The following is a 14,335-nucleotide window of genomic DNA, read 5'->3' as shown; positions in this document are numbered from 1 at the left end:
TAAGGTTATTTAGCGATAACGAATCAACAAGTCCAGTGGATAACGACCTGCATTACGGCCATACAAAGCTAGCCCGCCGTCCTCTGCTTGCAGCTCCAAACGGAAAACACGATTGCGATCCAGCTTCGCTGCTAACTGCCCCGGTACACTTGCCTTGCATAGGTAGCCATAAGATCCAGCCTCATCCAGCTTATTCGCTATTGGCTGATAATGCCAAGACAAAATCCCTCTGCTATCAGCCGGATCATCCGGTAAATAGAAAGAACCAATCCGCTGCCCATCCACCAGAACGTTCACTCGGGAAGGATGACGCTCTTCATCCGTCATATAATACGTATTCGGATTATATTCCACCCTCGCATCTGCCCCATGCATAAGATCAAGGCCCATATCATTAAGCTTCGTACCTTCAACATGCCGCGCCAGCAATCGTTTAGCACTTGCTTCGAAGATGATTTCGATCTCACCAATCATTGATTTATCTGCTGCATCTGGCAGTGTAACCTCGTATACATACTGACCTTGCCCAGCACCATTGATCTTAGATCCTTGGATAGCATCCCATTGATGCTTAAAGTTATGATCGGTATAAGCTCCCACTGGAATTTGAATAAATGCTCCTTCACCTTTAAACAATACAGTGTTATTACCGCCTCTTACATCAAAAGTAATGAAATTCCGCGTGATCGCTTCACCCTTCTCATTAATCAGAGAAACAGCAAGTATTGCAGCCGCCTCCTGACCAGGCATTGTAATGTTCAAAGAAGGAAGTATAGTGTTTCCAAAGTTATCCCATTTCACAGACATATGTCCACTTTGCGCAGTGACCCGAGTCCCCAAATTGTCGTACCACAGTTCCCATTTCAGCTTCAAATTATGACCGTGATAGCTGTCCGCGAAGCTGGAACCTAGCAAAGGTACTTTAACACTCTGCCCTGCTTCTACTGTCTGGCATGGAGGAGCATCTATCACGATAAAATCTGGGGAATGCAGATCCGCAATCGTCATCCCGGGAACAAAATCCCCATATCCAAAATCCTTATCGCTCCCGTCTAGCCGGTAATAACCATTGAACTCATTCGTAACATCACGGAATTCAGTAAATACGAATCCACATAGCTTATCATGCCGCCGGAATTCATTCATCATATAGCGGTAATGCCATGCCAAATCACTGTCCCCTGCACCACCTTCTATCCCCCACACATTACCGCATTCGCTGTTCATTAGAGGGGCATCAGACTGTACGTTGCCGCCAATACAGTTAAACTCCGATCCCGGGAATGTTTTATCTACAACCTCATTTAAGTGGGCTTGCAGCTGCTCGTAACCATTAATGTAAAAGTGCCATGTATTAATATCCGATTCCACATGATCATAATTACACGGCGAGTTATCCTCAACAATTCTAGTCGGATCAAGCTGCTTCGCCCAGCGATATTTCTCCCGCACCCATTCCTGTGTCTCTTTAAGATAACTACTCTGCTGCTGTACATCACTTGTGAGGCTAGCCTCCTGAGCATCTGTCTTCAAACCCCAGGTCTCGTTGAACATAACCCACGAAAAAATAGATGGATGATTATAATCTCGTTCAATCACCTCAAGGGCTTCTCTCTCATAGGAGGCTCTGGCCTTGTCATCCGGATTACCCCAGAAACAAGGCATATCTTCCATAACAAGAATGCCAAGCTTATCCGCCCAATACAGCTTACGGGGTTCTTCGGGCTTAATATGAATTCGCACCATGTTTAGCCCTAAACGTTTCATTAGATAAATTTCATCCCGCATGTCTTCATCCGTTGGATAGGTGAAAAACCCTGTCTTGTGATAGGACTGATCAAGAGTACCGTTCAAATATATCGGTTTACCATTTAAGGTGATCCACCGATAATCACGATCTTCAAAGCGGGCAGTCTGAATTTCGCGAATTCCGAAATAAGTGCTGACTGTATCTGTACCAAACGATCCACTAAGCTGCAATTCACCTTCATATAAATAAGGATTTTCTGGACTCCACAAATGCGGATTGGGAACATCGATAGACAGCTTACATTCGTTCACCCCTGCTATAAGCTGCAGCTTCTCTGTATGAACAACAGAATGATCAGCGAATTGCAGCGTAAACTCTGCCGAACCCGTTTCATGCGCAATTATTCTTGTAGTTACCTTCACCTGTCCATCTATACGGGTCACAAACTTTGCATCTTTCATATAAGTTTCGGGACGTGCTTCAAGCCATACAGGCTGCCAAATTCCACGGATTTCTCCATATCCTTGTTTGCCCCGCGCTTGATAAGCATGATCGAAATCCTCAGCTCTTACGACAATATTATTCTCACAATTAGCTGCCCAGTAAGGTGTAATATCAAATTCAAATGAACCATATCCACCTTGATGTGAACCTACATGTTCTCCATTTATCCACACATCACATGAATAATCTACTGCCCCAAAACGTAAAAACAATCGTGTTTGTTGGTCAACAGCCTGCCCATTCACGGTGCGGCGATACCAGCCTATTCCTTGTTGATCGCAGCCAATTCCGGATAAGGGACTTACCCAAGAAAAAGGTACAGTGATCATTGAGTCGTAAGCGATTTCAGGATTGGAGTACCATAACGCCTTCATACCTTCATTGTTCGGATCAAACTTAAATGACCATTGCCCATTCAAATTCATCCATTCATGACGTTGCCAATGTGGATGAGGGTGTTCAGAACGAGGAATCGCAAGTGTCTCAGAAGCTAATATAGAAGTTGTCATATGGCGAGCACAGCCTTTCAAAATAAGAAGTTGAGCCCATTTTAGCACCAGTATATGTTTTTCGCAATGTTTATTATGATTTTACAATACTCGTTCTTCATTGTACAATAACCTCAACCCATCCTATACGAAAAGGAACAAAAATGATGAATGATATTTCACAAGAAACGATACGTTATCCCGCGTCACGCATTTTAGATGTAGCTAAAGCACTGTCTGGTGACGTTCGCGTCCGCATTCTTGAAGCCCTTGGAGAGAAGCCTATGAGTGTCAGTCAATTAGCTGAGACGTTAGGTGTAGCTCAGCCAACGATATCTATCAATGTGCAGACGTTAGAACAGGTTAATCTTATCTCGTCTACACAAGGTGCAAATCGCGAAAAAATCTGTGCGGTCACCTGTCGCTCTATTCAACTCGATCTCCCTTCAAAGCTAGGGGATGGGCTGCATCAAACTGAGGAAATACATATGCCCATCGGAATGTTCTCCCACTGCTCCATACAACCGTCCTGCGGGATGGCCGGAAAAGATGGTGGCGTCATTGGCTCCCAGGATGATCCAAGAGCATTCTACATGCCTGAACGAGTCGATGCCTCTCTCTTATGGTTCGCAGAAGCCGGTTATGTCGAATACTATTTTGCCAACCCCCTGCCTCCAGGCGTCGAGTTGGACGAAATCCGCATTTCGGCAGAAGTATGCTCAGAAGCCCCTTCATTTCGAGAGGATTGGGCCAGTGATATCAGCTTATCCATCAATGACCAGTTAGTCGGGACTTGGACCTGTCCCTCCGATTTCGGGAACCGCAAAGGGAAACTGACCCCTGAACGTTGGAGAAGTGGAACTGAATATGGAGCTCTTACTACATGGAGTGTCTCGGAATCGGGCAGCAGCTGTAATGGTTCTTTCTCATCTTCCACTACAATCAGCTCTTTAAAGCTGGCGTTTAATGAACCTATTCGTGTACGTTTTGAAATTCGGGAGGATGCACTCAATAAACGAGGACTAAATCTGTTCGGAAGTGGGTTCGGGGACTATGCCCAGGATATCATACTGGCGTTTGTACGACGTCCGAAATGAGGAAAAAGAGGCAGGAGTGCCTCGGAAGTGGATCCAATGTTCACCAGCATCAAGAAGAACATCAACAATGGATGCACACTTCCAGCCCTGACCAGATGGACCTCTCTATTTCATACCAGTAGAGACCTTATTTTGCTTCAACTTTTTTTAGATTCTCAGCGACTCTGAAGGTTACAATCTTGCTAATTAATTCATAAGGCATAGGCTTATCAATAGGGAATTGAACGGAACCTTTAGCACCTTTATAGCCTGATAATTCATCTTTAAAAGCATTAATTCCACTTGGAGTTGGATAGAATCCAATATGCTTGGGATAAGCAGCGAAATGCACCAAATTTCCGTGTAATGCAAAAGTAGGCATCTGATAGCTTATTTTTTCCTCTGCTTCCGGTGCCGCCTCTTTTATCACCTTTCTTAACGTATTAAGGATTTCCTGAACCTCAAGCGAAAACCCGGAAATATAGGCATTGATCGATTCATATGTGATTTTACTTTCATCCATGATATAACTCCTCTCTGGATCATCTCCACGATTTGCATAAATGTAGGGCCGCTAAAGCCTCAGCTTCAGTACTTTTGAACAACATTTTATCGCCTTGATTGCATTCGTAAATAAAATCATTCAGACTTTTGCTGTTATAGCTTGTAAATTCTCCTACGATAGCAACTCTCATCTGATAGTTTGTATATTTTTGTGCAATCTCACCAGCAACTCCAGACTTTAGCTCGAAAAAATCATCCGTAATCTGTTCCTTCCTCAGAAGCATTTTATCGCATCCTTGGTATTTCACATTCATCATTAAGTCTAAGGCATCCCTTACATTATTGATTATGATCTCCTCACCAGAGATTATAGCTACCGTTGAATCATTCTTATCATCCACTGTGATTTTCATTCAAGACTACTCCTTTTCCGCGAAGAATTTCTGCAACATTATGATTACTCTGCTTAATCGCAACCGACCATGCAGATTCACCACTTTTTATTTTAGCAGAAATGTCGGCGCCATGTTCGATTTACAACTCTATTAGTTCTACATTATCCGTATGAAAAGCAGCAGAATGTAAGGAAGTATAACCATCACTATCGAATATATTATTCTCCATATTCGCAAGGTGCGGATGAGCTTTCAGGATTTCTTTCAGCCGTTCTGCATAGCCTGATTATGCTGTCTGAAATACATCATTAATGATTAATTATCGTATAAACGAGCTAAGCCATAAAAAGAAAAGAGGACTCGTTCAATGTTCTTTGAACGAATCCTCTAATGATCACAATTCTGGAGCTCAGTAGATTAGATTAAATCCGACTTTTCAAGTAGCCGCTTCACGATCTCTGCAACCTCAGCTCTGGTCATATCATCTTTCGGAGCAAGCCCTTTACTGCTTCTTCCCATGATAATGCCTGCCTGCAAAGTGTCAGTAACTCCACTGATTGCCCAGTTAGAAACCTTACTACTATCTGTAAATGGAGCTAACAAAACGTCAGCCGATTGAACAGAAAGCTTAGTCTGTAGCGCTGTAATTTTCATCGCTTTAGCAATAATTAACATCGCTTGTTCACGGGTAATATGTTCATCAGGGCGGAACATGCCATCTTCAAAACCATTGATTAATTGATAAGTAAATGCCGTGTTGATCGCACTGTTATACCAATCCGTGGTCTTTACATCTGAGAATGGTGTTGCAGCTTGTTCCATCTCAAGTCCCAGACCGCGTACAACAATCGCCGCAAACTCTGCACGGGTAATGGCTTGATCCGGAGTAAATTGACCACTACCTGTTCCCTCAATGACTAATCGGGAGCCCATATCGTTCACTGCCTCTTTTGCCCAGTGATTAGCTACATCACTAAATTCAAGCGGATGCCAGATTACGGAGTAAGTACCTCCGCTTAAGCTATTGATAGTAGCAAAATATTTGCCATCAATTACAACCACTTTAGTAGGAACATGGTGTACCGAACCTTCGGAATCAACGTACACTCCAGTTGTAATCTTGTTCGGGTCCATCCCTTCAGGAATGGCTATGGTACGTTTAACATACGTATTGAATTGGGAAAGTTCAATACTCTTATCTCCGTAGATACCTCTAGCCGTAAAATTAACTGGCGCGGAAACTAATGAGAAGGATCCTTTTTGCGCAGCTGCTTCTAAAGCTTTAACTTTATCGGCTGTAGGAGCACTAATTTCAATCTGTATCTTAATATCTTGCAAAGCTACCGACTTGCCGATTTGCTCGTTCAAAGCGTCAATATTAATTTGTTGAGCAGGCAGTGTAAATGTCGCATTTCCCGCTTTAATCTCAAGAATCGCTTGATTACCCTGCATATTTTTAACCATTTGTCCATTTAATTCGCCAACTATAACATCAGATTTACTATTTGCACCGATAGAAACTACTGTACCTTTACCTTCAGTGGCGAGCTTGTCCTCTAGCTTCTTCTGATCTAACACAATAGTGATTAACGTTTGCTCATTCCGTTTACCATTCGTTGCGGTTCCCACTGTTTCAGCTTTACCATTGATTAGAATGGAAGCAGCATTTACCACAGGTGCCGGAGTTGGTGATGGGGTTGGTGATGGGGTTGGTTGCGACGGAACAACAACATCACCACCAGATGGAGTGCTAGGAACAACTGCATTGGACTCAGCAGAGAATTCGCTGATGCCAGCTTTATTGATTGCCTGTACCGTGAAGGTATAGCTTGTTCCATTCGTCAAACCACTGATTGTCAGAGGACTTCCAGTTCCTGTAACCGTCAAACCTCCCGGATTAGCAGTTACAATATATCCTGTGATTTCGCTGCCTCCATCGTTCACCGGCGGGATAAAGGTGATGATTGCTTGACCATTCTCTGCAGTTGCAGTTACGGATGTTGGAATTCCAGGTGCTGTAACTGGTTTAACAGGTGCCTTCACAGTAACGGTTGTAGAAGCCGTATAACTACCATCTTTCGTCGTTACCGTTATGATGGCTGTTCCTTCACCAATCGGAGTTACTACTCCATAAACAACCTTAGCTACTGTCTCATCGCTCGAGCTCCAGATCACACCTTTATTTGTTGCATTAGCAGGAGCTACTGTCGCTTGTAGAGTTCCCTCGCCTTCACCCACCGTTAAGTTAAGTTCTGTCTGGTCTAAAGTCACCCCAGTTACGATAACGTCAGGTGGCTTAGGAGCGGCTACATTAACTGTGGTTGTAGCTGTAAAACTTCCATCTTTGGTCGTTACCTTGATAACCGCTGTACCCTCTCCAACCGGAGTTACTACTCCGTTCACTACGGTCGCTACAGTTTCATCGCTCGAGCTCCAGATCACGTCTTTATCTGTTGCATTCGCAGGCTCTATTGTTGCTTTTAGAATTCCATCAGCTTCACCAGCTGTTAAATTCAGTGTTTCCTGATCTAACTTCACTCCAGTTACGTCCACAACCGGCGGGATTGGAGCACTCACATTTACTACAGACGAAGCTGTAAAACTTCCATCTTTCGTCGTTACCGTAATAACCGCTGTACCCTCTCCAACCGGAGTTATTACTCCGTTCACAACGGTCGCGACTGTTTCATCGCTCGAGCTCCAGATCACGTCTTTATCCGTTGCATTGGCAGGCTCTATTGTTGCTTTTAGAATTCCATCAGCTTCACCAGCTGTTAAATCTAGTGTCTCCTGATCTAGCTTCACTCCAGTTACATCCACAACCGGCGGGATTGGAGCACTCACACTAACTGTGGTTGTAGCTGTAAAACTTCCATCTTTCGTCGTTACCGTAATAACTGCTGTCCCCTCACCAACCGGAGTTACTACTCCGTTCACAACGGTCGCGACTGTTTCATCGCTCGAGCTCCAGATCACGTCTTTATCCGTTGCATTGGCAGGCTCTATTGTTGCTTTTAGGAGTCCATCAACTTCACCAGCTGTTAAATCTAGTGTCTCCTGATCTAGCTTCACTCCAGTTACATCCACAACAGGCGGGATTGGGGCACTCACATTTACTACAGACGAAGCAGTAAAACTTCCATCAGTAGTCGTTACCATGATGATCGCTGTTCCAACGCCAACTGGAGTTACCACCCCGTTTACAACGGTTGCAACAGTCTCATCACTAGAGCTCCAATTTACTGTTTTGTTCGTGGCATTAGCAGGTGCTATTACGGCACTAAGCGTGTCTCCTGCTTCTCCTTCCGTTAAACTGAGTGTTGGTTTATCCAGGGTCACTCCGGTTACGATTACATCCCCCGTATTGTTTACCGTCACATTAAAAGTGTAGGTGTTGCTTAATGCTCCATCACTTACCTTAACAGAAATCACACTGGTGCCAAAAGCATTCGCTGCGGGTGTTATTTCTAAAGTTCGTAACTCACCACTTCCACTTATTTTCAGTCCATTATTCGGAATTAAGAGCGTATTCGAGGAAGTAGCTGATACTTGTAGGTCATCTCCATCCACATCGAGAACCTTAAAGGATCGTGAGACCGACTTGTTTTTATCGGTTGTAGTATTCCCCATAAAACCTGTGTCCTGCTTCCAGGTTGCCCCAGTAATTGTGCCGTTCTTAAGGGGAAGACCAGAGGTATTAATAGCGACATTCCCATCATTGCTATTCGCTAATTTATAGTTTAAAGCCAGATTAGGCTCCGAGCCTGTCAAGTCGACATTCATTTCTCGAACAATATCACTTTGGGTCTTGGCTTTACTCCAGAACCTCACGTCTCTCATTCCACCGTTATAATCTCCGTCCTGTCTCCACGTGCTTTTTCCAAGCCAGTTATTCGGACGTGCAACGTTTCCTACTGTACTTAAATCCATGGCCCCTTCTGCCTTAAGTACACCATCCCAATAAATCCGTCCCTTTTTCTGACTGTGATCATAAACAATCGCGACATGAACCCATTTAGAAATCGGGAAATCCTCAGTGACATTAATATCTCCCTTATTAGTGTAGGCAGTGAAATTCATCCGTTTGCCGTTAAAACCTACAAAAATATTGTGGTTCTGCTCTGCGATCGATGATTCAAAAAATCTCATCCATGTCTGAAAAGCATCTACCTTCAAAAATCCTTCAACTGTAAAAGAATTCCCATAAATCCGTTGATCCGGGAACGTCACATAATCCCCGTTACCGTCAAAACTAAGATAGTCCCCACCATTTAGTTCTGTCAGATAAGGTGCATCATTCACTGGATTTACAGTAATTACGGCTATACCCGGATCTGAGCTGAACGCGGCAGATACTGTGGTATTCGCATTTTTTTGATAATTTTGATAACCGGATGCTGTTGTATCCCATAGCTTAAAGCTAATGGATGCCGTTCCGTTCCAGTCTTTCGCCGGGACAAAACGGATTTTCTCCGATTTCAGCAGCAGAAAAGCATTACTGTTTGACACCGGCTCGATATTATACCAAATTCGTCCCACCGTGTTGTAATACTGCCAGGCCCCTTTGGTATTATCTAAAGCTACTACAGCAATCCCTGTTGACGCTGGATCCGATACTTTTCCTGTCAAAAAGCTGGCTACCTCAACTCCTGCGTTGGAATAGTCATCTTCATTAATCGACGTTATTATAGCTGGGCTATTCTCGAGCCAACCGAAACTAGCTTTTGCACTTATGATTGGAGTTTGCATAGGACCCACCCCCTGCACCACAAGTCCAGTACATAACGAAATACTAATGCCTATTTTCATAAATGATGGCTTCAAACTCTATTTCCCCCTCTAGCATAAATCATGTCCTTAATTCGACAATAATCGAGAGTATTATACAAAATTAAGATAAACAAAAAATAAACAAAAAAAGAACCCTCGATAGCCATCCTTTCGAAGGTTCCTTCCATTACAATAACTTCTGTTTCATTAACGCTTTGAGTTTAGGATCGGGTGTTGTTCCGAGCTCTTGCTGCAGCATCTCTTCCAATTGACCAAATTTCCGCTGTGCTTCATTCATTCGCCCTAATTCAATTAATAAGTTAATGATTTCATGATAGATGTCCTCTCGCAAGGAATCTAATTTTATTATTTCTCCAAAATAATGCAGTGCTTGCTGCTGCTGATTCTGCTCCAAATGAAATCTTGCAGCCAGCTCTAGCAATCCTATATATTCATGCTCGAGTCTGCGCGTCCTGCCACTGGCCCATTCATAGGCTTTTCCTTTGAGTAATGCTCCTGTGTATAAAACTTCTGCTTGAATCATCCATTCAACATGTCTTTCAGAGGTTTGCCTGATTTGCTTTAACAATCGCTCAAATTCATACAGATCACAATAAATGCTGCTTTCTACTACATGAATTTCATTCCTGCTAGCTTTTATATAATTGGCGCCGATTGCTTTTCGAATATAATACAGCGTCGAGTTCAGATTCTTCCATGCTTTTTCAGGCTCCAATCCGCTCCACAACGTGTCGATAATTTCCTCCCGGCTAACCGTCCCTTTACTAACCAGAAAAGCAAATAATTCTTCTGTTTTTGGACTTCTCAGCTTGATTAGCTCTCTGTTCTGCGTTCTGCGGTACACTTTTAAACCATTAAATAAAAAAACTTCTAACGTAGGCTCAGCCGTTGTATTTCGATTTATTTTTTTGAGTTTCTCTAACGTCTTAGACAACCGCTCCGCAGTTACAGGCTTCAAAAGATAATCCACTGCACTCAGGTCAAAAGCCTGCAGCGCATACTCATCAAATCCGGTTACAAAAACCACATCTATCGATTCATCCAATTCATGCAAAAGGCTAGAAAGCTTCATCCCATTCGTCTCAGGCATAGAAATATCCAAAAAAGCTACATCTATCGGATTGGCCTTCGCAAAAGCATAAGCTTCCGCAGGATTCAAAAACGTCTCATAGACATCAATCTCTCCGCTCTGCGATAAGATCCGCTTCAGGCGTTTTACCGATAACTCCTCATCATCTACAATAATCGCTCGCAGCATGCCTCAACCTCCCATCCGCTTAAGCTGCTGTATTGGAATTTCAAAAGATACCGTTGTGCCTAATCCTTCAGCACTTTGAATATGAATATTTTTTCCATATAATAGCTTGATGCGCTGACTGATATTCCACAGCCCCACCCCTCTTTTATCTACATCTGACTGCATTACTTCTTTCAATTTATGCTCACTCATTCCAGATCCATTATCCTCCACAATAAAGCTAATCACAGAATTCTCTAATTCTTTTACAGATATAATTACCGTGCCACCCCGCAAATTGGACATTAGGCCATGCCTTATTGCATTTTCGACCAAAGGCTGTAGAATCAGCGGAGGAATCCGGTAATCCGTATTCACTCTCACATCATATTCCACATTTAATCTGGCACCGAAGCGTGCTTTTTCAATATTGATATAAGCCTCTACCAGCTCAAGCTCATTCTCCAGACTCGTTAGTGAATCCAGTTGTTTGAAATCAAAGCTGCTTCGCAAATACTGGGACAGCTGCAGTGTCAACTCTTCGGCCTTCTCAGGTTCTTCCACACATAGTTCAGCAATTGAATTCAGAGCATTGTATAAGAAATGAGGTTTGATCTGGGATCGTAAAAAAGCAATTTCGGCGTCTTTAGCAGTCTTCACGGAAGCTCTCAATCGGGTCAGACTTTTAACACGTGCCATTAGCTCTTCAGCTTCAAAAGGTTTTCCCACATAGTCATTTGCACCGTTATCCATGGACATCTTCATATCGCTCACCCTGTTCTTGGCCGTCAGCATTAACACAGGTAGCTCAAAAGGGGTAAATCTCTCTCTAATCTTTTGCAGAACCTCGTAACCCGAAATGTCCGGCATGGTAATATCCAGTACCACCAAAAAAAAGTCTGTGTTTTTCGCTAGCTCCTCAAGTGCCATCTGCCCGCGATTGACAACCACAATAGAATATTTCTCTAGCTTAAACAGATTGATCATAGATTGCAGATTGGCAAAATCATCGTCCACTACTAAAATGGGCTCATTGATCTCGCCTTTGATATAAAGGGGATAACTACCATGGGAGAAACTTAATTCTTTATAAGAATGTGCCGCCTTAAGGGTTGGCCTCGAGATTGGCTTAACCACTTTATCCCACCGTGGAAGTGTAAAAATAAACACCGAACCTTTTTCCACTGTAGATTCCACAGCTATGTTCCCACCATGCAGTTCTACTAGCTTCTTAGTAATACTTAATCCGAGCCCTGTTCCACCATGACTATGAATCTCCGCCTCATCCACCTGCTCAAAAGCTTTGAAAATACGCTCCTGCATATCCGGTGAGATACCCAAACCTGTGTCTGCCACACGTACTTCCACCCACTCCTGAATAACTCTGGCACTAATCTCTATTTCACCCTGTTCCGTAAATTTAATCGCATTATCAACCAAGTTGTGGAAAATTTGAATCAGACGATTGCCATCTGCATTCACCATAGGAAAATTCGAAGCGACTCTGTTAACGAGCAGGATCGACTTTTCTCCGAGCAAAAAAGAATGAATACCAATGACGGAATCAACAACGGCTTTCAAATCCAGGTTGCTTTTGTATAATGTGATGTCTCCATACTTCATTTTGGAATAATCAAGTAGTTCATTTACCATATGTGTTAATCTTCTGCCGCTCCCTATTACGATCGCTAGATTCTGCGCTTGTTTTTCATTAACTGGACCCTCAACCCCATCCAGCAGCGTAGCTGTAATGTTCACTATGGCATTTAGAGGTGTTTTTAGTTCATGTGAGGTGTTGGAAAGGAATTCATCTTTAATTTTATCCAGCCCGATCAGCTGGTTTTTCATCTCGTCTATGGTATGGTAGGCTTCAAAAAAACGTAGAACAATCAGCACGATCATGATGATATTAAAAGCCACAATGTAAAACTGCCCGAGCCAAAGGTTCTCTTTTATAGAAAGAGCAAACAAAATAATGTCTATGGAATATAGATTAATAGCTAGAATCGCCATAAACATCAGCAGCAATTTGATTCTATTTACTTCTGCGCTTCTAATATATAGGGTAGCCACTCTACATAACATCCAAATTAACATCAGCTCATATAAAATAATCACATACGGATAAATGACCGTGTAAGAACGAATCGGCAGGATGGCGACCAGAATTATAAAGTTGCCTAAAACAATCGTTATGGCTTGAGTAAATTTTAAAGATATTATGCTTTTGTGCATTTGGTAAAAAAATATTGCGAGCACAATAAAGCAGGAGATGGAGCTTATATCCTTTACTTTGTAGAGCACTATGAACGAAAGTTTAGGGAAAAAGAGTAAGAGTGAACGCTCGCCGATCAACCCATGATATATCGCAAACAGCAAACAAATAGTAGCAAATACAAGTAAAGAGTAATCCTGCTTACGGTATAAGGACGCTGCCCCAAAGCAGATAAAAAAGATAAGGGCAAGTGTGCCTAAAATAGCAACGGTGCTAAATTCACGGGCCGTACTCTTCTGCTGCACCTCCATCATTGCTGCTTCCTCACCAAAGGATAAAGAAACCGGAATGCCCCCATTTACATAATCGAAGTTGGAGACTTGAATTATGATTTCTACATCTCCCTTATCAGACGAAAAAAGCCCAATCAGCGGGATATTCCCTGACCGATAATCAGCTTCATTAGCAGCAGGATTTCCATCCTCAATAACTGACTGTCCATTAACAAAAATCCTGCTTGAAAAGCGGATATTTGTTTTTTTCAAGGCGAATACCCCGCTTACAGGCAGGTTTTTTAGAACCATCCGATAGGTGGCGGAACCGAAGGCGGGTAAAGGGCTTCCATTAACGATGTTGCCGTTCCACCGGGAGGGCACCTCCATCCAAGCTGTAGAATCAGGTATATCTGCGCTACCCGCCCTAAAATGCTCAGAAGTTAATAGCTGGTTCCAATAAAACTCCCATTCACCGTCTAACTTGATAATCTTATCCTGTTCGTAATCCCAAGCCGCGAGATCCATGACTCCATGCTGCACTTGCAGGTGACTTCCTTGTTTATCGTGACCCATAAGAATGGATAGAGGAATCGCAGATAATAAAATTAAACCAATCAGATAGATAAGTAATGTCCTTTTGAGCATCGTATCGGCCCCTTTTATGGAAGAGTAAAGCTGCAGCAATCACCAGGGCCATCCTGCAACACGTGATGTAGAGTAAAAAGTCTAGATGAACATAGATAATTCTATAAAATTTTCTAATTTCCTTCACAATTCGACAAAGTAATAGGCCTTTATTAGGATTTTTTTCGGAAAAAGCGGGACTTGTATGAAAAGAGGGTCTGAGAATTCTTGCGGCTCTGAATACTTACGCCGCACGCATGCGGACTCAGGAGACCTTATTAGTTGAAAAACGAGGGTTTTGCCACGCTATCGGACTCAGTTGCAACTATATGCTCATAACCACCCCATTTTGAGTCGATTTGCAGCTAATAAGAGCTATGCAGTCCGTAACTTTTGGAATACGAGCGAAAATGTACGAATAGCTGCAATACGGTCCGTTCATCCCGGAGTTACATGACTTTGGTGACATAGACAAC

The 14,335-nt window shown here is 42.9% G+C and carries 7 protein-coding genes; 1 reads left to right on the top strand and 6 read right to left on the bottom strand.

The features are described 5' to 3' along the window. Positions 1–9: 9 nt before the first annotated feature. Positions 10–2,763 carry a glycoside hydrolase family 2 protein gene (locus MHH63_RS10100; protein WP_248548772.1) on the bottom strand — a complete coding sequence of 918 codons (2,754 nt, stop codon included), beginning with the start codon at positions 2,761–2,763 and terminating at the stop codon, positions 10–12. Between the two features lie 143 nt (positions 2,764–2,906). Here MHH63_RS10100 and MHH63_RS10095 point away from each other — a divergent pair, with 143 nt between their 5' ends. Next, on the top strand, positions 2,907–3,839 hold the full coding sequence (locus tag MHH63_RS10095; protein ID WP_254857042.1) for an ArsR/SmtB family transcription factor: 933 nt from the start codon (positions 2,907–2,909) through the stop codon (positions 3,837–3,839). A 127-nt stretch (positions 3,840–3,966) separates the two neighbouring features. On the opposite strand, the gene MHH63_RS10090 is transcribed toward MHH63_RS10095, so the two are convergent. The 5 genes from MHH63_RS10090 to MHH63_RS10070 form a co-directional block, all read right to left on the bottom strand. Beyond that, entirely contained in the window at positions 3,967–4,341 is a 375-nt protein-coding gene (locus tag MHH63_RS10090) for an iron chaperone (RefSeq protein WP_339809986.1), read from the bottom strand. Between the two features lie 19 nt (positions 4,342–4,360). Further along, entirely contained in the window at positions 4,361–4,735 is a 375-nt protein-coding gene (locus tag MHH63_RS10085; RefSeq protein WP_076128242.1) for a DUF4180 domain-containing protein, read from the bottom strand. A gap of 399 nt (positions 4,736–5,134) precedes the next feature. Next, a complete protein-coding gene (locus MHH63_RS10080) occupies positions 5,135–9,541 on the bottom strand; it encodes an Ig-like domain-containing protein (protein ID WP_341171461.1) in 4,407 nt (1,468 codons plus the stop codon). Between the two features lie 133 nt (positions 9,542–9,674). Continuing rightward, a complete protein-coding gene (locus tag MHH63_RS10075; protein WP_076309250.1) occupies positions 9,675–10,766 on the bottom strand; it encodes a response regulator in 1,092 nt (363 codons plus the stop codon). Positions 10,767–10,769: 3 nt separating this feature from the next. Beyond that, the gene (locus MHH63_RS10070) at positions 10,770–13,880 is read right to left on the bottom strand and encodes an ATP-binding protein (protein WP_341171460.1); all 3,111 of its coding nucleotides are present in this window, start codon (positions 13,878–13,880) and stop codon (positions 10,770–10,772) included. Positions 13,881–14,335: the final 455 nt, after the last annotated feature.

Source organism: Paenibacillus sp. FSL H3-0310 (assembly GCF_038002785.1).
Classification (GTDB): domain Bacteria; phylum Bacillota; class Bacilli; order Paenibacillales; family Paenibacillaceae; genus Paenibacillus_AQ; species Paenibacillus_AQ odorifer.
Note: the sequence above shows the minus strand (reverse complement) of the source record. Positions and strands in the feature narration are given on the sequence as shown.

Excerpts from the sequence above, each read along its gene's own strand:
- MHH63_RS10100 (WP_248548772.1), bottom strand. The coding sequence starts at position 2,763 with ATGACAACTTCTATATTAGCTTCTGAGACACTTGCGATTCCTCGTTCT.
- MHH63_RS10095 (WP_254857042.1), top strand. The coding sequence starts at position 2,907 with ATGATGAATGATATTTCACAAGAAACGATACGTTATCCCGCGTCACGC.
- MHH63_RS10090 (WP_339809986.1), bottom strand. The coding sequence starts at position 4,341 with ATGGATGAAAGTAAAATCACATATGAATCGATCAATGCCTATATTTCC.
- MHH63_RS10085 (WP_076128242.1), bottom strand. The coding sequence starts at position 4,735 with ATGAAAATCACAGTGGATGATAAGAATGATTCAACGGTAGCTATAATC.
- MHH63_RS10075 (WP_076309250.1), bottom strand. The coding sequence starts at position 10,766 with ATGCTGCGAGCGATTATTGTAGATGATGAGGAGTTATCGGTAAAACGC.
- MHH63_RS10070 (WP_341171460.1), bottom strand. The coding sequence starts at position 13,880 with ATGCTCAAAAGGACATTACTTATCTATCTGATTGGTTTAATTTTATTA.